This window comes from Anaerotaenia torta, assembly GCF_050433395.1.
Taxonomy (GTDB): domain Bacteria; phylum Bacillota; class Clostridia; order Lachnospirales; family Lachnospiraceae; genus Mobilitalea; species Mobilitalea torta.
On the sequence record NZ_JBNPXH010000020.1, the window covers coordinates 23662 to 45201 of the forward strand.

The window sequence follows — 21540 nt, forward strand, 5'->3', positions numbered from 1 at the left end:
TCCTTGTTTTTTGCACTTACATATATCACTCTAAAGGCACATAATTGCAAGTTAATAATGTGGAATTAGTCATTATTATTTTGTGTGTAATAATCAATACCTGAAAGCACAAATACTACATTAGGAAGAGCAACACCATTGCCCCACATTTTATATTCCGCTGAATCCGAGTGAGGACGTTGCAACCATTTGATAATTTGCTTTCTACTTTTTGGTTTCTTAGCTTTCCCTATTATTCTTCTATGTGTTTCAAAGACATCCATCCAGAAAGCAATTTCTTCTTCCGTAGGGTCTTTTGTTTCAAGATCACTACACCACCAATCAGGGAATCCTTGAAGTCTCGCACATTCTGTAGGTGTCAGCCTTCTTACAATATACTCAGGCTCTACAATATGATAATCACCACTAAAGGCTTCCTGATTACCAAGCCACTGCTTGGAACTCATACTGGCAGCAAGTGTTCCAAACACTTCTTTTCCAGATGCTGTCTTTACAACATTAATCAAAGGTGGGTCCTTATAATCTGTAGCCACAAGTGTATTTGCAAGCTCTGTTTCTACACTGGTAAAGAAGGATGCCTTACTGGATGAATAGGTTGGAGTTGCTATTGCACTCGGTCCCTGCGCATTTAGTGTTGAAGCGATTCCTTCATTGTTTATACCTAAGTTTCTTGCAAAGTTCTGACCACAATTAAAGGTTTCTCTATCAATGGCATAGACTACAGCATGCTTATCCACGGTATTTAATGTGAAAGAAATGTCCTCGCTCATACCTTCCCCACGTGGTCCATTACAATCTTTTCTCCCAATCATCGATCCTTGCAAAGCAACCACAGCAATACCACCTTGATTACAGGATGGATTTCCACCGTTGCAATCCACCGTACGTGAAGTCTCTGCCTTATAGATACCACTGTGAGGATTATCAGATTTCATTGAGTTGCTATCCTTAGAACAAATTCCATAAGCAGTAGGAACAAATAAGGTTTGATCGTTATTACAAGAAATCGTAGCAGATTTATTATCTTGTATTAAGGCTCCTTTACCTCCACCTTCACAGCCACACCGTATTTTTAATGTCTTTGGTGTTTCCATCACAAAAGGTTGGTTATTACCACCCGTACCAAACGTGGCAAGAACTGTCTGTACTGTTTTAAGCGGTCCCACATAGCGACTGTCCTGGGAGTGATTTTCAAATACCAGTGGAGGGTGGTTTGATTTAGCTCGAAGGGTGCAAGTCATATCCTCCGTCACATCCATACGATTCCCACCCTGGTCATTTAAGCAGATTGTGCCTGTTTCTCCAGTGCCATCTTTAACATAGGTGGTAATTCCTTTCCAAGGCTTGATGCTCTGCGAAGAATACCTTGACAAGCCTTCGGACTCAAATAATATTTTTCCGGCACTCCTACCTGTAAAATCTGCGACAAGGTAGATACGTTTTCTTCTTTGGGGTACTCCCCAGTATTGCGCATCAATTGTTCTCCAGGCGATGGAGTAATCTTCTCCCACGATTTCTCCTGCACTAAGCCATTTGTTAGGCTTAGGAATAGATATGGTTTCATCTTTAATCCCTGTGATGCTTTCGAGGACTGCCCTAAAATCCTCTCCTTTGTTTGAAGAGAATGCTCCGGGGACATTTTCCCACACGATAAATCTTGGATATTGCCCATTCGTTTTGCACCTCATTTCCTTAACAATTCGGATTGCTTCATAAAAAAGGACGGATTGTTCTCCGTCCAGACCTGCTCTTTTCCCTGCTACACTCATATCCGTGCAAGGAGAACCGAAAGTAATTATATCTACAGGCGGAAGCTCCCCGCCGTTTAGTTTGCTGATATCTCCATAATGTTTCATCTGTGGGATACGTTTGGTTGTAACCCTGATTGGAAATGGTTCAATTTCAGATGCCCATAAAGGTTTAATACCACATAGAATACCTCCCAAGGGAAATCCCCCACTACCATCAAAGAGTGAGCCGAGGGTTAGTTTATTCATTCTGCATTCACCTCAAATAAAAACAGCCGCTTTATCAACAAAGCGACTGCATTTATCTTTCACTAACTCTTTAATTCTTGGCGGTGCCTCTGGAACATCGTTGTAAATGCCGTATTCCTCAAATAAGATTTTTATTCCTTCATTTCTCGCCTGTACAGCTTCCATAAAAGTCTTATAATAGCCAAGATGAATATCCGTTTGACAGTATTTAATCCTTGCACGATATTTATTTCTTGGTGAATAATAGCTGACTCCAGACACCCCAGATGTATTATTCTTCTGTAGCCCTTGGTTAAATTGGTTTTGCTGATGAGTACAAATTCGCAAATTGCTTTTACGGTTATCAAGTGGATTATGATTGATATGGTCAATTTCATATCCCTTTGGAGAATTTAAAATAAATCTGTGTATGCATATTCCTTGCTTATTTCCAATATAGTTTATTGAATCACCGCTCTTATTACAACGATACCAAGGAATATCTTTGATTATATTAAAATCCTCAGTATCAAAAATAAATATTTCACCTGTGCTTACAATACCGAAACCTGTCTTTCCATCAGAAGAAAACCAATAGCGATTTGTTTTTGCTCCCACCCTAATCCCTATCCTTTCCTTTAATATCCTTTGCTACATCTGCATAACACAGAACCTTACCATTGCGCTCAACCGTTACATCATCACTATTCTTCTTAAACTCAACATAGCGTCTAAGTATGACAGATGCATACTTTTCGTCAAGCTCCATCATGTAGCAAATTCTATCTGTTTGTTCGCAAGCAATCAGTGTACTTCCCGACCCACCAAATAAATCAAGAACCAAACCGTTTACCTGGCATGAATTTTTGATGGGGTAAGACAATAAATCAATTGGTTTTGAAGTTGGATGGTTCTCATTTTTCTTCGGCTTATCAAAGGACCATATCGTACTTTCTGAACGTCCGGCATACCAGCGGTGTTTACCGCTTTTCAGCCAGCCATAGAGAATAGGTTCATGTTTCCACTGATATGGACTTCTGCCCATAACAAAGCTATTTTTCGCCCAAATACATACACCACTTAGGTGAAACCCCGCATCAACAAATGCTTTTCTGAAATTCAAACCCTCGGTGTCAGCATGGAATATATATGCAGAGCCTCCGTCTTCAAGGCTATTTGCCATATTGGTAAAGGACATCAGCAGAAAATTGTAAAACTCCTCCGACTTCATACTGTCGTTCATGATAGTTAGCCCACTTGAACTCTTAAAGGACACGGCATACGGGGGATCAGTAAGAATAAGATTTGCTTTTCTATCATTCATCAGATTTTTTACTGTCTCGGCTTCAGTTGCATCACCACACACAAGCCTGTGTCTGCCAACAGTCCATACATCACCTTTTTCAACGAACGCTGCTTCCTCAAGAGCCTTTGTTAAATCAAAGTTATCCTCAACAGCTTCACTCTTATTAATACCACTAAACAGATCATCTAACTCTCCTATGTCAAAACCTGTAAGCGATACATCAAAGTCTGCACCTTGCAGATCTGTGATTAGAAGAGCTAGTTTATCTTTATCCCAATCTCCACTTATTTTATTAAGTGCAATATTAAGAGCCTTTTCCTTTTCTTCATCCATTTCAATGATTACGCATTCTACTTCGGTAATCCCCATATTTATCAGCACTTTCAAACGCTGATGACCACCAACAATTCTACCTGTATTTTTGTTCCATATAATGGGTTCAACATATCCAAACTCTTCTAAAGAGCGTTTTAATTTCTCATACTCTGGATCCCCCGGCTTTAGGTCCTTACGAGGGTTATATTCTGCAGGGAGCAATTCTGCTGTTTTCTTTTTTTCTATCTGCATTATTCGCATCTCCTCTCCAAAAGTTTATACAGTCCTTTATTTGCACCAACAACATCGCCAGCTAATGCTTGCCCACGTATTGTTTTATACTGTTGCGTGGTTAACCTTACTCTTTGCTTTTTTAAATGCTTTAAGAATATAATTAGAGTCATATGCTACCTACCTCTTTCTTCCTGATAAAAGAGCCTCCATAATATCATCCTGAGGATTTCCAATAAATGATGTCGTGCAATTCTGCTTTACGATATCAAAAATCTCATACCAAATAAGATTTGCTTGCTTTTGAAACGATTGGCTCATCTGTACAAATGGACTTGTTATAGCACCACCTGTTGTTGGATGTTTTCCTAAAAGTCCGTATGTACTAATCGCCTCCTCGCATTGGATATAACGGGTAAATGCTTGCGCATAAGCTTCAATCAATCGAGGGTTAACAAACTTCTCACACCCACGTTCTTTCAGCCATTTCCAAGTTTCGGTGTATAATAAATCTGCCCCTAACGGTTTACCATCCCTTTGCTTTACACTAAGGTAATCACTCGGAGCGGGCATATCTTCTCCGTACAATTCTACGACTCCCTCTGGTTCATCAATCTTAAATACGGTTTCAGGCTGTAGGTCTGGTACCTCTAATATCTTTGCTGCTTTGCCGCTTGCTATTTTATCAGAAAGTGGTAGTGGCTTATCACCTGCACGAACTCGTCTACCTCCTCTATTCGTTCCGTCTTTCGCCACATTTTTGCTCCTTTCTTGACTTGCAGGGGTTAATCCCCCGTTTGAACTGGACTTTTTTTGCGTGATGCCCCACGCCCGTTGCACAAATGTTAAGTTGTAGAGATTCATATCCCCCTACCTGGTTCCCCAACGATCTCCATCTCTGGCAGTGATGGCCGAATGACAAGGTGTACAAAGAGCCATCAGGTTTCTTTTATCGTGAGTTCCACCTTTTGAAAGTGGTAAGATATGATGCACCTCATTTGCTGGTGTCAACCTTCCTTGCTTCTTACATTCCTCGCAAAGGGGCTGTGCTGCAATATAACTATCTCGAATGCGCTTCCAAGCTCTTCCGTACCTACGGCGTACAGCAGGGTCTCTGTCGTACTTCTCGTATCGTTGGTTCTCCTTTTTCTGATGGTGCTCACAGAACCGTCCGTCTGTTAACTCAGGGCAACTAGGATATGAACAGGGTCGCTTAGGCTTCATTGGCATCTGCTTCACCTCACTTTTGGGCATAACAAAAGCCACCAAAGATCTCTCCTGCGGTGGCCTGTGTCATTACTTTCTATAATACCATTATACTATATTCTGTAATAACATCAACTCTCCTTTACTCTCCACTTGCATTAACAACAACCTTCTTCAATGCTCTATCACGCATTCGATAAGTATGCTGAATGCTATAGCCCATCTTGATAGCAACTTCCTCCCATGTACAGCCACAAAGAAAACGAAGCTCAAGCAAAGTCTGGTATTCCTTATTTTCTACTGCTTTGATACTAGCAGCAATCTGCCGCTTAATGTCCATTAACTGATGTATGTCACGATCAATTTCTCTTTGAAGGTCCACAATCTTTGTAACGACATTTGCCATAGAAGAAATGCTATGGTTGGGATTGCGAGGCATACCACTGATGGTAGAGGTGCATTTTGTTGCTAGTTCATTTAAGGAAGCAAGCTGTTCAAGCTTACTGTCAATGCGAAGGTCAAGTCGGTAGGCTTGGCTAAGGAAATCTAATGTAGTCATATCAGCCCACCTCCATTTCACGAATCTGCTTTAATAGCACATCACCATCCAGAGCAGTGAGCTCCCCAAACCAACCGGAACGGAAAAAGCGTTCTACATCATCCCGCTCTCCTTCATTTTTAATGATATTATTTAGCAGAGTAACCTTTCGAATATCCTTTTTCGCTTCCTCAGTATCTAGATCAGGAGTATGTGGATGGTGTTTTAGGAAATGGATTGCTTCTCGGTAGTCCTTAACTGCCTGTATGATAATGGCATTTGCTAGATTGGAAAATCCATCTTCAACTATAAAAGGTTTAACTTGCCTATTTTTGTACATAAATAGTACCTCCGATTTTAGAATTTTTTATTCCACTCGGATTTACTCAGATTGTCTCAGATTTGCAGATTAGCCTTTACAGCATCGATTAATGCGGATTGTGTATTGTTCTTTTCTGACAATGCTTTTAAAATTCTCTCATCAATCGTTCCTTTGGCTACTATGTGCTGCACCACTACGGTATTTTCAGTCTGCCCCTGTCTCCATAACCTTGCTATCGTTTGTTGATACAGTTCCAAGGACCACGTCATACCAAACCATATAATCGTAGAACCACCATTTTGGAGGTTAAGGCCATGTCCTCCACTCATTGGATGAAGTAATGCGACGGGTAATTCTCCATTATTCCATTTCCGAATACTTGCATCGGTATCCAGTTTTGCAAATAGAACCTTAAGATCTACTAGCTTCTTTGTTACTCTATCCAGGTCATGTCGGAACCAGTAAATTAGTAATATCGGTTTGCCATTGGTAGCTTCAACAATATCCTCTAATGCATCCAGTTTCTTATCATGAATTTCAAGGACTGTGCCATCATCCGTATAAATCGCACCATTTGCCATTTGACACAGCTTTCCTGAAAGAGCAGCTGCATTTGCAGCAGTGACCTCTCCATCACCTAGTTGTAACACTAAATCCTTTTTTAGCTCTTCATATCTCGCCTTCTCCTTCTCATCCAAATACACTTCATAATTACTACTTACAAGCTCGGGCATTTTCAAATAATCCTTAGATTTCATAGAAATCGTGATATCGGATATTTTCTTATAAATCTGTTCTTCTGCTCCTGGAAGTAATTTATAGCTATAAACAATCGGTCCATTCATCTTATCTGGCTTAAAGTATGCATTACGATACTGACCTATAAAACGACCAAGTCTCTCTCCCATATCAAGGAGACGAAACTCTGCAAATAAATCCATGTATCCATTCGTACTTGGTGTTCCGGTCAGTCCCACAATTCTTTTGACCTTTGGTCTTACCTTCATTAAAGCTCTAAAGCGTTTTGTCTGATGGTTCTTAAAAGAAGATAACTCGTCTACAACCACCATATCAAAATCGAAGGGCACACCGCTTGATTCAACAAGCCACGGTACGTTTTCACGGTTAATGATATAAATGTCTGCCTTTGCTTTCAGTGATGACAATCGTTCAGATTCTGTACCCACTACTACGCTATAAATCAGATGACTTAAATGCGACCATTTATTTATTTCGCTACTCCAAGAAAAACGTGCTACTCTTAATGGTGCGATAACAAGGATCTTGTGTACATCAAAACTGTCAAATAACAAATCATTTGCAGCAGTTAATGTTATCACTGTTTTGTCAACCGAGGCCCATATCCAATAACAATGCTGAAACATCATGCTCTTTTACATAATCAATGGCATATTTCTGATAATTGTGTGGTATGAACTTCATAAGGCATCACCTCCAATCTTTCGTAATATCGACTCGATTTGCTTTTCCTCATCAAGTACATACACTCTAAAACCTAACTCCCTTAATATTCTGTGTCTAGCAAGCTGCAGTGGTCTTGGTTTACCTCCCACTGCTTTTACCTCTACAAAACCGAGTTTTCCATAAGGTAGAAGTACAATACGGTCTGGCATACCATCAAAACCTGGACTTACAAGTTTTGGTGCAATGCCTCCCATATGTTTTACTGCTTTTACCAGCTTCTGTTCTATCGTTTTTTCTCTCATTTTTCCTCCAATCGGGAAACAAGCAACAACTGGCAACAGTATTTCCTATAATTACTACGCGGGCGTTAAGGCTCTATTCCCTTTAGTTAAAAACCATTTTGTATATATAAGTATTAGTTGTTACAGTTGTTGCTTATAGCCCCTAAAGCCTTTAGTTATCTGTGTTTTCTGTCTGGCAACAACTTCTCATATAAAGTCGTTGCTTACCATAGGCAGAACGCTTTCTCACTTTTGTCGTTCGTTCCCAACCGTCAATTTTGGTCATTAGTGCAGCTATCGCATAAGAGTCTGATGGTTTTAAATCAGATAGGCTTCGACCGAAACATTCGCACCAGATTTCAGCGTTACTTACAATCTTACGTTCTACGGTACCTTTTACAGTAGTCGGTGCATTTCTCTCCGTAATGTAATTTCGCCTTTCATAAATGTCCATCTCATCCCAGTTCTCTGGTAAAAGAATATCAAGATATTCTTCAACCATGCCCTGCCGCTCATCCACTTCCATTGCCTCTCGCTGTGCAGCCTCTGCTGCATGAAGCATGTCACCTTCCAGATACAATTTTTCATTTGCTTCATAATAATACTTTGCTTCTGCCCATATCTGTGCACGATCTTGTTCAGAGAAATTCCAGGTCTTTATCTGTTCCCGTCGATGGCATTTCACAACCCAAAAACGGCGGTTACCTGTAATATCACGAAGATATCCCCTCTCACCATTAACAGAGGCAATGATAATACACTGCCTTGGATGGCTTTCCACAGTCTTACCGTAGCTTGGTCTGTACTTATCATCGGTGGTGGATACAAAGGCTTTTACCTTCTCAATGTCCGCTTTCTTCATTCCAGCAAGTTCTGCAATCTCAACAAACCAAAAGCCCTGTAACTTTTCAGCTCCAGATTTATCATTCATATCAGTAAGAGAAAGTGTATCGGAGTAATATTGATCTCCAACTAAATCTTTGAAAAAGGTACTCTTTCCAATACCTTGCTCTCCGTCTAGCACCAAAACACTATCAAATTTAGTTCCAGGTTTATAGATTCTTGCTACCGCTCCTACAAAAGTCTTTCTAGTAACAGCATGAACATATGGTGTATCATCCGCATTGAAATACTTGATTAGTAGATTTTCCAGCCTCTTGATTCCGTCCCACTCTGGAAGCTGATTAAGATAATCTCGAATCGGGTGAAAATGCCTATCATCCGCAACTTTCATAAAACTGACATCATGATTTCTGCTTGAAAATGGAACGTATCTTACATCAGTCAAAGCTTTTAACTGTGCTGTATCCGCATCTCTCCAGAATTCGTTGCCACTTGGACGCTCCCATGGTACAGGACCAGTAATCTGGATACGATTTGCCATCTCATTGAAGGCGAAATTAGCGAAGTCCTCATCGTTGTTAAGTATCAGCATTGCATTCCATACGCTGTTTTCCAGCACCTTACTTCTTGGTTGATAACGAAGTAGTGTCCGCCAGTCTATATCGTTCACAAAATCTTCTCCCACCTGTTTTCTTTTTTCTTCAAGATCAAACAGCTTTACCTTTTCCAAAGACATGACAAACTCACACATCTGTTGGTAGGATTTTTTCTCATCATCATCCCCAAATCTATGGATGCGGACAATATCAAAAGCGTTGCAAAGTTTCAGATATGCCGGGTCTTTGGCATGATGGCTATACACAAATTTACCATCTTCCTTAATCTCAACACCTGCCATACTGCTTGACTCAATAAAGTGGTATCTGTCTTCTTTATCCGTAGGCTCATATATATCTTGCAAAAATTCGTTAATGGCAAGGTCGATTGGATAGTACACACGGTTGAACAGACCTACTATACCCTCTTTTTCAAGTGGATCTTGCACTTTTTGAATATGAACTGTATTCGCCTTACTTTCCCTTGAGGATGTCGGTAATCTCGTAGGATCTTTCCATTCCGGATGAGCTTTTAGAATATCTTCGGGGTCCAACCAATTCTTATTTACTTCTTTATAGACAAACACACCATTTGAAGGTGTACTTGGCCAGTACATCAGCTGATTCGGTTTATAGGAGCATTCGTCAAAATAATCAATACCAAGCATTTGTGCTAAGTACCTCGATACTGCCACAAATTCTTCTGGTGTCACATCCCTTTTCAGTGGATAGATAAGTCGCACTCTCGGATTATCCTCAGTACTACTATGGGTGGAATAAAGAATAGAGGAATATGGAGCCATAGACTCATAGCTATCAAGAAAATCTCTATCTATCCTGTCACCATCCAAAGTAATCATTGATCGCAATTCCACAGTATCAATTCTTCTTTGGCCATCTTTTAACGCTCCAGCGACGAAACCACCATGGTCTTTTACACTATCCTTTTGAGCCTTACTAAAGAGTGTATATTCTTCTACTGATTCCATTGTTCGAATTGTAACCTTCAGTCTCTCCTTCAACTCATCAAATGTAATTGTTTTATTTACCCATTTCTTTGTCTGTCGACTGTTTCCATATGCAATCGCTAAATTTCGCAATTAGATTCCCCCTGTCAAATGTGGTTTTTCCCCACGTTCAAACCTTGTACAACGAGCCAGGCGATAAGCCTTCTCAGTTCTGATAGGATCCATTGCCGCAAGGTAACTGGAATCATCACCAAACAATTCAAACTTTCCATTATGATTGATACCTGGATGTGCAGCGAAATAATCCCCATCAATCGTACGGAAGTTAAACTCATTTGGCCAATGTTTATGGTCACTGTATGCTCTATCCTCAATGTAATATATGATATCTCTGATGCAATCCCCATCCGGTATTTTACCTACTACTAGGATTGCTGTTTTTGATTTTTCACAATATTCGCTCTCCATTCCCAACTCTGCAAAACGATTTATCTTCCTTGCATCGTTATCATTCATCCGACCCTTAACTTCAACATAGAGGTCTCCGCTACTTCTACCATCAACACCATGAAGCAGAAAATCAGGAAGATACATCATTCCATTTCCAAGGTCATATCCTTCTGGTTCATATTCATATTCCACTCCACAGGCATCAAAGAATACTGCCCAGCGAGCTTCTAACCTCGAACGAAATAAATAACCGTTATAATATGTCTGTATTACTTTTAAATCAGTCATTTCGCTACCTCCTTAAAGTCCTCCGTAAAATAACGGATTCTCATGCGTTTTCGTTTGGCTCTTAGAATTTCAGCTGCCATACCTTCCGATATCCTTCCTCCAAACACCCACAACTCTGCACATCTTCCCAGCAGTACCATGTTCATGAACATGGCTAATTCCCTCTCGGTGGCTTCATCCATAAATTGCGGAAACAACAGATGTGGGGCAATTGGTATTACTCCCTTGTTTACTGCAAATCTGCTATACTCTCTAGCTTTCATGGTGTTCCATTCTTCATTTCCGGCATATGGAGAGCAAATATAAACAAGTGGTCTGTAATTCCTCCTTCTTTCTTCACGCTCTATGCCATTGATCGCTTCAAAAGGAACAGGGTCTTTGTAGCCTTCTGCGTTATACAAGCTAATACCCAAGGTCTCACCTCCTTCAAAAATATTCGAGGACAAAATATCCCCCTAACTTCCTAAGGACAGAACCCTTGCTTTTGGACGGATATTTTTATATTTTTTTAGATAAATTTCCGTCCAACCTTACTTTTTCTGTCCTTAGGAAGTAAGAGGGCTATGAGTCAGAAAAGATTTTCAAAAAGTTCTAAGAAAATCCGTCCAAAGCTCAGACTTCTGTCCTTAGGAGATTAGAGAGTTAATAGACCCTCGGAAAGGCGGTGCTACTTATGCAGTCTGAAACCACTGCAGGTGCTGATAGCAGACAAGACATCGGTTTAGATGAAGAGCTTGCTGATGTACTAATCGCAATCAGTGTTATTTCAAGGCGACTTGCAAGGAAATTAACCGAGCAAAAACAAGCAAACAAGGAAGGAGAAAACAAACATGAGTAAGATGAACGAACTATCCGCGGAACTTGATGAGTTAAAAAGATGTGGTGAAATCTTAATTGGAATTTCAGATACTCTAAGAGAACTTTTTTCTACGGATGTAGAAGAAAAAGCTACAAGTAAGCCTAAGAATCAGAAGGCTACGACAAAAGTACCACCAGCACCTGCAAAGAAATCAATCTCTCTTACGGATGTCCGAGCAATCCTTGCGGAGAAGTCCCGCAGTGGATACACAGCCGATGTCAAAGCACTACTTTTAAAGTATGGAGCTGATAAACTGTCCGACATTAATCCGACTGATTATGAAGCTTTACTCGCAGATGCGGAGGTGTTTGGAAATGCCTAAGCATGCATTACTCTCCGCTTCATCCAGTCACCGATGGCTTCAATGCCCACCTTCAGCAAAGTTATGTGCTGAAGAGGATAACAAATCCAGTCCTTACGCACAAGAAGGTACGGATGCACATAGCCTCTGTCAGTTTAAATTAGAACAGGCCCTTGGCATAAACACAAAAGACCCTACGGAGAATTTGGATTACTACAATGGGGAGATGGAAAACTGTGCTGAAGAATATGCTACTTTTGTCATGGAGCAACTAGAAGAGGCAAAGCACAATTGCTCTGACCCTGTGGTATTAATTGAACAGCGTCTAGATTTCTCTAGATATGTAGAGGGCGGGTTCGGTACCGGTGACAGTGTAATCGTTGCTGATGGTATTCTTCAAGTCATCGATTACAAACACGGACTTGGAATACTGGTGTCAGCTGAAGAGAACCCACAGATGATGTGTTATGCTCTTGGAGCTATAGAACTCTTCGATGGTATCTACGATATCGATACCGTTAAGATGACAATCTTCCAACCACGAAGGGACAATATCAGCACCTACACCTTGTCAAAGGAAGAACTAATAACTTGGGGTAATGAGGTACTCTCTCCTATCGCAAAACTGGCCTATGCGGGTGAGGGTGAATTTAAGGCCGGTGACCACTGCCAGTTCTGTAAGATTAAGGCTACCTGTCGTAAGCGTGCCGAGTACAACCTTGAACTAGCAAAGTACGACTTTGAGATGCCTCCCAATTTAGATGACACAGAAATAAGTGTTATTCTCACCAAGGTAGATAACCTTGTCTCCTGGGTCAATGACATAAAGGAATATGCATTACAACAAGCACTTAGTGGCACAAAGTATGATGGCTTTAAAGTTGTTGAGGGACGTTCCACCAGAAAATACACCGATGAACAGGCAGTTGCAGATGCAGTCACATCAGCAGGTTTTGATCCATATGAAAATAAGCTCTTAGGTATTACTGCCATGACTTCCATACTTGGTAAAAAGAGATTCGAAGAAGTTCTAGGAAGCCTTGTAATGAAGGCGCCAGGTAAACCAACTCTCGTTCCAGAGAATGATAAGCGTCCGGAATTTAATACAGCACAAATTGATTTTAAATAAGGAGGACAATACTATGTCAAAATTAGCAAATCCAACGAAAGTAATTACAGGCCCGCAGACAAGATGGAGCTACTGCAATGCATGGGATCCAAAGTCAATCAATGGAGGTACACCGAAGTATAGCGTTAGCCTTATAATTCCAAAGTCTGATACCAAGACAGTTGCGCTAATAAAGACAGCCATTGAAGCAGCGTATAAGGAAGGTGAGTCAAAGTTAAAGGGTAATGGTAAAACAGTACCTGCTCTTTCCGTTCTTAAAACTCCTCTTCGTGATGGCGATGTAGAAAGACCAGATGACCCTACTTATGCAAATGCATATTTCATCAATGCCAATAGTGCTACTGCACCGGGTATTGTTGATGCAAATTGCAATCCAATCCTTGACCGTTCTGAAGTTTATTCAGGAGTATATGGCAGAGCCTCCATCAACTTATACGCCTTCAATTCAAATGGAAATCGTGGAATTGCGTGTGGTTTAAATAATCTACAGAAAATTTCAGACGGAGAACCTTTGGGTGGTAAGTCTCGTGCAGAGGATGATTTTTCTACAGATGACGATGATGATTTTCTTTCATAGATGTATCCCGTTAATCTCTGACTGGGGCGGTGGCTATGCTGCCGCCCTTTTACATTAAGGATGGTGAATATGATAGAAGAAATATGGAAAGACATACCTGGGTTTGAAGGAAAATATCAGGCAAGCACAATGGGACGTATTAAAAGTCTAGATCGGTTAGTTAGGGGTAAATGTCATTTCACAGGACATGATTTTTACAAAATGATTCACGGCAGAATCTTAAAGCCAGGACGATTCTGTAAAAGTGGTCATGTTTCTGTAGTATTAGGACGTGGTGGCATTGGGAAACCAGTACATCAATTAATTGCATTAACCTTCTTAGGTCCTTGTCCTAACGGTTGTGAAGTTCTCCACGAAAATGGTATTCCTACCGATAATCGTGTCTGCAATCTCCGATATGGTACACGTACAGAAAATATTCTTGATGTATATAAAGATGGGGGGCGATGGAGAAAATTATCGACTGACGATGTTGAAAATATTCGTTTTGGCTTATCCTGTGGAATTACAGGAGTTGAGCTTGCTAGTATGTATGGTGTTTCTTCATCAACAATATCTCGCATCAAATTAGGGAGGAGTTTTGGATGGCTGAAATAAAATATATGAGTTGCGATATCGAAACATATTCTGATGTGGATCTAAAGAAATGCGGTATGTACAAATATGCAGAATCGCCCAACTTCGAAATCCTTCTCTTTGCGTACTCCATCAATGGTGGCGAGGTTGTCGTTATCGATCTAGCAAATAATGAGAAAGTTCCTACAGAGGTAATCATTGCTCTATCAGACAAAGAAGTTATAAAGTGGGCATATAATGCTGCTTTTGAACGTATCTGTTTGTCTGAATGGCTTAGAAGAAATTATCCTGAATATTTCAGTAGCTACAGTACCAGTGATGACACGGTCGGTAACTATTTAGATCCATCCTCGTGGAGATGCTCTATGGTATGGTCGGCATATCTTGGATTACCATTATCTCTTGAAGGTGTGGGAGCAGTGCTTGGATTGGAAGAACAGAAAATGAAAGAAGGAAAAGACCTCATTCGCTATTTTTGTGTTCCATGCAAACCCACGAAATCCAATGGTGCCCGCACTCGAAATCTTCCTATGCATGATCTGACTAAATGGAATACCTTTCTCTCGTATAATCGAAGGGATGTTGAAGTTGAACTGTCGATACAGAATAAGCTGGCAAAGTACCCTGTACCGGATTTTATATGGGTGGAATATCATCTTGACCAGAAAATCAATGACCGTGGAATTTTCATCGATACCGATATTGTTGAACAGGCAATAAAGATGGATCAACGGTCAAAAGAAGAACTCTCGGAAAAAATGAAGAAACTCACAAATCTTGATAATCCTAATTCTGTGTTGCAGATGAAACAATGGTTATCGGACAATGGAATGGAAATGGACACTCTTGGCAAAAAGGCTGTAGCGGATATGTTAAAGGATGCTCCACAGGAATTAGCCGATGTTCTCACACTCCGTCAGCAGCTTGCCAAGTCAAGTATTAAGAAATATCAGGCGATGCAAAATGCCGTATGCGCTGACAGTCGGGCAAGAGGAATGTTCCAGTTCTACGGAGCAAATCGTAGTGGCCGATGGGCAGGTCGTATTATTCAATTACAAAACCTACCACAAAACCATATACCTGATTTGGAGCAAGCCCGAGGTCTCGTTAAAAGCGGCAACTTTGAAGCTTTAGAAATGCTTTATGATTCTGTACCGGAAGTTTTGTCGGAACTTATCCGTACCGCTTTTGTGCCCAGACCCGGATATAAGCTTGTTGTAGTAGACTTTAGCGCCATCGAGGCAAGGGTTCTCTCACACCTGGCACAGGAGTCCTGGAGAAATAAAGTCTTTGCTAAGAATGAGGATATTTATTGTGCCAGTGCATCTGCGATGTTTGGTGTCCCGGTTGAAAAGCATGGTCAGAACAGTCATCTTCGCCAGAAAGGCAAGATAGCTGAACTTGCATTAGGGTATGGTGGTGCGTGTGGTGCTCTTAAATCCATGGGAGCCTTAGATATGGGAATTACTGAAGAGGAATTACAACCCCTGGTTGATGCATGGAGATATTCAAACCCCAATATTGTTAAGCTTTGGTGGGATGTCGATACTGCAGTCAAAACTGCTATTGTACAAAAAACGATTACAGAAACTCATGGTATTTATTTTATTTATCAAAGCGGTATGCTCTTCATCAAACTTCCATCTGGCAGAAAACTGACTTATGTAAAACCCAAGATTGGCACAAATCGGTTCGGAGGAGAAGCTGTAACCTACGAAGGTGTCGGTACAGCAAAAAAATGGGAACGCATCGAATCGTTTGGTGCCAAGTTTGTGGAAAATGTAGTGCAGGCCATCTCAAGGGATATCCTTAGTTATGCTATGCAAACACTTAGCAAGCGACATATCTGTGGTCATGTCCATGACGAATTAATCATAGAATGTCCAATGAACGAATCATTGGATAATATCTGTGAGCAGATGGGAAGAACACCTCCATGGATAAAAGGTCTGCTGTTAAGAGCCGATGGTTATGAGACGATGTTTTATAGAAAAGATTAATAAAAAATGGAAGCAAAGATAAGAAGGATTACACAATAAAGATCCATAAGGAGGAATATGACTTCCTCCTTATGAGCGATAACAGTAAATAATTAACTTATTGGTATATGTTCAATTTCATATTGGGTGTTAATAACTGTCCAAAGCTGCGGAACGAATTGCATAATATTCCATAAACCACTTCCACTTAAGCCTCTTTCTGTTACGATTTTCATGCTCTCATCCATACTTCTGGCGTCAACAAACCATACAATATGTTCTACCGGTATTTCGTTTGATTGTGTATTATAAATATAGAACGGTGTTTGGGACATTATGTCATATTGAATATTCACATTGTATTGTTTGGCAAGAGTTATGGCAGAATCTAAAGATAATGAAGATGTTTTTGACAGCCCGACCGTATAAGGGAGTTCCCAATCATAGCCTATCAAAGGCAAACCTAACGCTAATCTTCCCGGAAGCACCATGGTAGACAAATAATCAAGGAATTCATTAATCTTTGTAATTGATACAACTGGAGCAGGCGGTCCCAGAAAGGAACCCCAAAGATAATTTAATACAACTAATCCATCTGATTGTGATGCAATATTTGCATAATTGATCTTTTCAAATGTAATCTCGGTGGCAGTAAAAATAATATTAGGCGATATTGTAACTAAATAATACAACCCTTCTTTTTTAAAACGACTGTAAGCTTTTGTATTAAAATTTTCATATGCAGACAGTGTCAAATTTGATAATAATTCGTATGTTATGTTTATTCCGAAATAACCTTTCTTTTTAAGAATAGCTACCATATTATCAATCAGTCTATCCATATTAGCTTCATTATTTAGTATTTTGAATGCATTCTCTACATTTGTCTGACCCAGAGTTGATAAAGTATTAATAATCAATAACGGTGTTACATCATAAGCTTTTGTTAATTGCAGTATATCCGTATCATCAACATCAGTAACTTCTCCATTGCCTGTTACATTGTATCCGAGCACGGAGAGATAGGTTAGATATGGTAATGTTTTTCTAAGAGTATCCCTGTTTATATATGCACTAGCATAGCCGTTTGTCGTGACATTACGGATTTTTTTACCGTAACTTATAATTAGTGTTTCACCAGGATAAATATATTGTCTGTCTGCAAGAAAAGGATTATTTCTCAGCAATTCTAATACCGTGACACCGTTGCTATCCGCAATATCCAGCAATGTATCACCATTTTGAACAATGTAGGTTTTCTCTGGAAATGTTATAACAATAGCCTGCCCTGGAACTAAGTTTCCTGTTGCTACTGTTCCATTAACTAAAATTATTAAATCAACCGATACGCCATATAAAGCAGCTATTGATTGAATAGTTTCACCTTCTTGTACAACATGTATTTTCATAATAATTCCTTATTTCTTTGCTCTTAAGACTATTATATGAAGTTGACTTGAAATAATTGAATTCTCTTAATATTAAAAATCATTATTTAAAAAGAATATTAAAGGTTACGGCTGTAAATCAATAAATCATAATGACACCTCAGAAAGTCATATTTTCCAAGCCTTTGGACATACCATCAATTTTCTGTTATATTGTTCGCTAGGATAAATTGTTCTAATGCAGAACATCAGTCCTTTAATATAATCATTGAAAGTTATTTACAGAGTTTTAACCCCAGTTATTTCTCTATGAAATCATATTATCCAGTAATCCATTATGATTGCTTTCATCTTTGCTACTTTATCCGTAACCGTACTCTTTCCAACGCCAATTTGATCTGCAATTTCCCTATGGCTGAATCCATCCGATAACATCTGAAGAATTCGACCATAATTCGGATCAATTTCCTGTACACGATTGATTAGTTCATTCAGCATTCTCAGATAGATATCTGCCGAGCCATAGGTAGCTGGTGCTGCCGCTTCGAAATCTGTCTCTTCTTCCTCATCATTTTCTGCTGCCAGGCAACTGAAGGTTAATGTACCAAATTTTTTCTTGTCCAATGAATTGGCATATGAACACTGACTGCATTTTTTACTTTCCGGGCAACGGATCAGTTTCCCTTTTCCATTGCTTATCTCGCAGCGTTTGTCACGGTCCTCTGATTTAAACTCCGCTGAATAGGAGCTCATCACGGCATCGTACTGTACCTTAGTTCCTGGAACCAACACCACATCCACTAATCTGTTACCGATTCTCCATTTTCTGATCTGAGATCTCTTAACACCCGCAATCATCCCATACTCTTCGATAGAAGCCCTGTCGATAATCATTGGGATTAATACCTTTTCCTCATTTACTCTGATTTCCTGTGTTTCATTTTTCATAGATTGTCTCTCTTTCCGACCGAAAGACCGAGTAAGGCTGGTACAATTTGACCACGGACAGAAGCATCCCAGGACCAGGCATAAGAGAAAGAGCGCAGGAAATTTAGGGTACTTCCATCTGCTTTTCCATAACTGTCATAATGACAGCTACTTCAAAGCAATATGGTCATATCCACCTTCCCAGCGCTCTGTCAGGTCTATATGAATTTTTTATTTACGCTCTAATTTTAAAGTTTGACAGCCAAAATTACTCGGACATGGGATGTCCTATTTTTGCTGTCGCAGCAATAAAAAAAGAGCCCTGAAAACAAGTATTTTTGCTTATTTTCATGACCCTTTATATATTTATAAGATTTATTTTGTTCTTGAATAATGAATATAGACGGACATGGCATGTCCCAACTAGAATAAATAAAATTATGATGAAGTTCTGTTCTGTCTACCAAGCATCTTTAATTTCTGTTCTTCCAGCATAACATTGCACTCATGAATAGATTTTGTATAACAGGCATTCAACAGGAACTGATACATGATGTGCTGCTCCGTCATCATAAAAGATTTTCCTGAGGCCTTTAATAAACAACTGCTTAATACGGGTGGTAATTGCATACCAATTGATAACTGAACCACTGTTTCTATTGTAACATTATCTGGCTCGTCATTTCTTAATCTTTGAATCGTTTTCTCACTAATGCTTGCTGCCTCCGCCAACTTCTCTTCTGTCATCCCAGACCAATCGATTAAAGCATTCAGTGTTCCCGAAAACGTTGCTGGTAACATTCTAGCAACATTCAGTAACTCTGTATTATATTGTTTTATCATGTTTGCTTGGTTTGGATTATCCTTATTGTCTGATGAGTAATGGGCTTCAAAAACTATATTTGAAGCTGCATCCCTATAGAGAACGCATTCTGTAAAAAACTCCTCTCCATATTTGTTGAGCGACTTAATCCTCAAATCAAAGACTAGGCAACATTCATCCATATGGAATCTAGCATAGTCAGTTAATACAGTTTCTCCTTGTTCATTTACAGTAATGTATTTAGGATGATTAAAGCAAAAATGAGAATCCACAAATAAATAATTCCCACTTTCTATCTTCTTCTTTAGTTCTGGATTAAATGCACTTTCAATTAATGCATCTTTTATACTGATGGAAAATGTCTGATCTTTTCGAATAAAACCGTTCTTAAAACAATGGGGTCTGACATAACGGCCGTCAACATAGGTAAAAACGCCAATTGCTTCATCATAACCCACATCAACCATTCTTATTTTTGCCGCACATCGTGATACACCATAAAACAGCGCTATCTCATCAATGATGCATTCCATCATATCAATCAAGTGAATATTTCCTATTTCATCTCGATGTTTACGAATTAATTCATGTACCTTCATTTTAAATGGAGCAAGTGGCATTTGAATTCTTGGGGCTAGTGAATTTGCCTGCCATTCCATCCATCCGGTTGCATCTCTATCATTGTCTTTTATGCCACCAACTACCTGGCATTTAATCTGTGTAGCACTGCTATTATATAACCGTTCTAGTTCAAATGCTTTTCTATGTAAATCCCAATGTACGCATTCATGTACTATGGTGTTATTAACGGAACCAAGATTGCGAAGGAAATATGCCTTCGGATCAACTAAGATAGTACGTGCTTCTACCTGGGCTTGTACCATTTTATCATTACTTTTATCATAAAACTCTGCATCACATCCATGAAAGTATATTTGTCCAAATACTGAGAAGTCTTTCGTAATGTCTCTCACAATTATAGAAAGCCCCATTTTTTCTGCTAAAATATGTGGTTCCACTGCTATAGGGGTTTTCAGTGCCTCAGGGTAATACCTCCGCAGGAAGTCTGTAGCAACGGTTTCAAGTTCATCCTTAGTAATGATAGGAACAAGTGAATCCGACAGAGGTTTTGATTGCTTATTTTTACTAATATATTCAGCTACACTAGAGATCGAGAAATCATCCAAATTGGAATCCAAATCTCCAGAGCACTTCAGTATAAACCATTGAGTACAATTTTCAGTCTCATCATAATGGTAATCTGATTCACGGACTTCTAATTCTGTTGCTACAACAACATCACACTCTATTCTCATACCCGGCAAGTCATTAATAGATACCGACTTGACCTCTAAATCTGATAGCTCTATGCTACCGATATTTCGGACTCTATAAAGCCTTAAATCTAAATTATTATATTCTTCTTCAACATAGCTTTGAATGGCATTGAATAAGTCATTTTCAAATCTATCTGCAACATAGTCTGTAAATGAACGATTACCTGCTAAGACGCTCACCCCTTTTCTCTGTATGAAATTTAGTTGATATAATACCGTCATAAGTTGTTAGATCATTGGTGTCCTATTCCTTTATTTTATTTGTACCACTAATTTCATCGATGAAATCCTGCCACTGTGCCTTGGAGATATTTAGGTCACGAGCTCTGCGTAGCGCAATGCGAACTATCTCCATTTTTTCTATATACTCTGCTAAGTCTGGAAAATCACCATTTCTGCTTATTCCTGCAAGCTCATAGAAGAGATTGATATCCTCTCCTGTAATACACAACATCTCAATCATTCTGCTCAGATATTTTTCCGGTGCATAGCGATTTCCCTTTTCAATATCGCTCAGATATGCCGGGGTCATATCCAGTTCCTGAGCAAGCCCACGTATCGACTTACCCAGCGCCTCTCTGCGTGCTTTTACATATTCTCCAAACGATCCGTAACATTCGCTTGGTAAAAAATGATCCATCATGTATTTAATCCACCTTTTTCTTATTATGTATGCTTTTATGCTTACATATTAGCATGGCTCTCAAGGCTTGTCAAATTATTACAGTCCATATTTTTTCTTATCATTCGACAAACATTACGAAAAATATTTGATTTTATTATCCCTTGATTTCTTTATCTTAAGCTGACTTGAAAAAGTAAATTCCAGCGCAGGACTAAATTCCACCGCCCTTTAAAAAACGTTGAAAACTTCATATTTTCCGGGGTATAAATGGCTG

Annotated in this window: 21 protein-coding genes and 1 pseudogene; 6 read left to right on the top strand and 16 right to left on the bottom strand. The window is 39.5% G+C overall.

Annotated elements, in window-relative coordinates:
* Nucleotides 1-65: 65 nt before the first annotated feature.
* The 12 genes and pseudogenes from HNQ56_RS23420 to HNQ56_RS23475 form a co-directional block, all read right to left on the bottom strand.
* Nucleotides 66-1997, bottom strand: coding sequence for a DNA cytosine methyltransferase (locus HNQ56_RS23420; RefSeq protein ID WP_429150895.1), 1932 nt, complete (start codon nucleotides 1995-1997; stop codon nucleotides 66-68).
* 12 nt (nucleotides 1998-2009) lie between these two features.
* Nucleotides 2010-2594, bottom strand: a complete 585-nt coding sequence (locus HNQ56_RS23425) for an HNH endonuclease (protein ID WP_429150897.1) — start codon at nucleotides 2592-2594, stop codon at nucleotides 2010-2012.
* 1 nt (nucleotide 2595) lies between these two features.
* The gene (locus tag HNQ56_RS23430) at nucleotides 2596-3849 is read right to left on the bottom strand and encodes a site-specific DNA-methyltransferase (RefSeq protein WP_429150899.1); all 1254 of its coding nucleotides are present in this window, start codon (nucleotides 3847-3849) and stop codon (nucleotides 2596-2598) included.
* A 159-nt stretch (nucleotides 3850-4008) separates the two neighbouring features.
* A complete protein-coding gene (locus tag HNQ56_RS23435) occupies nucleotides 4009-4584 on the bottom strand; it encodes a P27 family phage terminase small subunit (RefSeq protein ID WP_429150930.1) in 576 nt (191 codons plus the stop codon).
* A 114-nt stretch (nucleotides 4585-4698) separates the two neighbouring features.
* A complete protein-coding gene (locus HNQ56_RS23440) occupies nucleotides 4699-5058 on the bottom strand; it encodes an HNH endonuclease (protein WP_429150931.1) in 360 nt (119 codons plus the stop codon).
* A 118-nt stretch (nucleotides 5059-5176) separates the two neighbouring features.
* Nucleotides 5177-5593 carry a DUF722 domain-containing protein gene (locus HNQ56_RS23445; protein WP_161840266.1) on the bottom strand — a complete coding sequence of 139 codons (417 nt, stop codon included), beginning with the start codon at nucleotides 5591-5593 and terminating at the stop codon, nucleotides 5177-5179.
* A gap of 1 nt (nucleotide 5594) precedes the next feature.
* Complete coding sequence (locus HNQ56_RS23450; protein WP_429150901.1) at nucleotides 5595-5912, bottom strand: hypothetical protein; 318 nt, start codon at nucleotides 5910-5912, stop codon at nucleotides 5595-5597.
* A 56-nt stretch (nucleotides 5913-5968) separates the two neighbouring features.
* Nucleotides 5969-7337, bottom strand: a pseudogene (locus HNQ56_RS23455) (SNF2-related protein).
* Entirely contained in the window at nucleotides 7334-7621 is a 288-nt protein-coding gene (locus tag HNQ56_RS23460) for a VRR-NUC domain-containing protein (RefSeq protein WP_429150903.1), read from the bottom strand. The pseudogene HNQ56_RS23455 and the gene HNQ56_RS23460 overlap by 4 nt, the downstream one beginning before the upstream one ends.
* 151 nt (nucleotides 7622-7772) lie before the next feature.
* Nucleotides 7773-10139, bottom strand: coding sequence for a virulence-associated E family protein (locus tag HNQ56_RS23465; RefSeq protein WP_429150905.1), 2367 nt, complete (start codon nucleotides 10137-10139; stop codon nucleotides 7773-7775).
* The gene (locus HNQ56_RS23470) at nucleotides 10140-10745 is read right to left on the bottom strand and encodes a PDDEXK family nuclease (RefSeq protein WP_429150907.1); all 606 of its coding nucleotides are present in this window, start codon (nucleotides 10743-10745) and stop codon (nucleotides 10140-10142) included. It abuts the gene before it with no gap.
* A complete protein-coding gene (locus tag HNQ56_RS23475) occupies nucleotides 10742-11158 on the bottom strand; it encodes a DUF7768 domain-containing protein (protein ID WP_429150909.1) in 417 nt (138 codons plus the stop codon). Before HNQ56_RS23475 ends, HNQ56_RS23470 begins: the two co-directional genes overlap by 4 nt.
* A 260-nt stretch (nucleotides 11159-11418) precedes the next feature.
* On the opposite strand from HNQ56_RS23475, the gene HNQ56_RS23480 reads away from it, so the two are divergent.
* From HNQ56_RS23480 to HNQ56_RS23505, 6 genes are all read left to right on the top strand, one after another.
* Nucleotides 11419-11583 (top strand): hypothetical protein, encoded by a 165-nt coding sequence (locus HNQ56_RS23480; RefSeq protein ID WP_429150911.1) that lies wholly within the window; start codon nucleotides 11419-11421, stop codon nucleotides 11581-11583.
* On the top strand, nucleotides 11576-11926 hold the full coding sequence (locus HNQ56_RS23485; protein ID WP_429150913.1) for a hypothetical protein: 351 nt from the start codon (nucleotides 11576-11578) through the stop codon (nucleotides 11924-11926). The genes HNQ56_RS23480 and HNQ56_RS23485 overlap by 8 nt, the downstream gene beginning before the upstream one ends.
* A complete protein-coding gene (locus tag HNQ56_RS23490; RefSeq protein ID WP_429150914.1) occupies nucleotides 11919-13034 on the top strand; it encodes a DUF2800 domain-containing protein in 1116 nt (371 codons plus the stop codon). The genes HNQ56_RS23485 and HNQ56_RS23490 overlap by 8 nt, the downstream gene beginning before the upstream one ends.
* Nucleotides 13035-13047: 13 nt before the next feature.
* Nucleotides 13048-13611, top strand: coding sequence for a DUF2815 family protein (locus HNQ56_RS23495; RefSeq protein WP_429150916.1), 564 nt, complete (start codon nucleotides 13048-13050; stop codon nucleotides 13609-13611).
* A gap of 69 nt (nucleotides 13612-13680) precedes the next feature.
* A complete protein-coding gene (locus HNQ56_RS23500) occupies nucleotides 13681-14208 on the top strand; it encodes an NUMOD4 domain-containing protein (RefSeq protein WP_429150918.1) in 528 nt (175 codons plus the stop codon).
* A complete protein-coding gene (locus tag HNQ56_RS23505) occupies nucleotides 14205-16187 on the top strand; it encodes a DNA polymerase (protein WP_429150932.1) in 1983 nt (660 codons plus the stop codon). The genes HNQ56_RS23500 and HNQ56_RS23505 overlap by 4 nt, the downstream gene beginning before the upstream one ends.
* 92 nt (nucleotides 16188-16279) lie before the next feature.
* Here the strand turns inward: HNQ56_RS23505 and HNQ56_RS23510 are convergent, their stop codons facing one another.
* The 4 genes from HNQ56_RS23510 to HNQ56_RS23525 all read right to left on the bottom strand — a co-directional run bounded on the left by HNQ56_RS23510 (nucleotide 16280) and on the right by HNQ56_RS23525 (nucleotide 21284).
* The gene (locus HNQ56_RS23510; RefSeq protein ID WP_429150920.1) at nucleotides 16280-17575 is read right to left on the bottom strand and encodes a LysM peptidoglycan-binding domain-containing protein; all 1296 of its coding nucleotides are present in this window, start codon (nucleotides 17573-17575) and stop codon (nucleotides 16280-16282) included.
* A 294-nt stretch (nucleotides 17576-17869) separates the two neighbouring features.
* On the bottom strand, nucleotides 17870-18502 hold the full coding sequence (locus HNQ56_RS23515; protein ID WP_429150921.1) for a helix-turn-helix domain-containing protein: 633 nt from the start codon (nucleotides 18500-18502) through the stop codon (nucleotides 17870-17872).
* A gap of 417 nt (nucleotides 18503-18919) precedes the next feature.
* The gene (locus HNQ56_RS23520) at nucleotides 18920-20863 is read right to left on the bottom strand and encodes a helix-turn-helix domain-containing protein (protein WP_429150923.1); all 1944 of its coding nucleotides are present in this window, start codon (nucleotides 20861-20863) and stop codon (nucleotides 18920-18922) included.
* A gap of 22 nt (nucleotides 20864-20885) precedes the next feature.
* A complete protein-coding gene (locus tag HNQ56_RS23525; RefSeq protein WP_429150925.1) occupies nucleotides 20886-21284 on the bottom strand; it encodes a helix-turn-helix domain-containing protein in 399 nt (132 codons plus the stop codon).
* Nucleotides 21285-21540 lie beyond the last annotated feature (256 nt).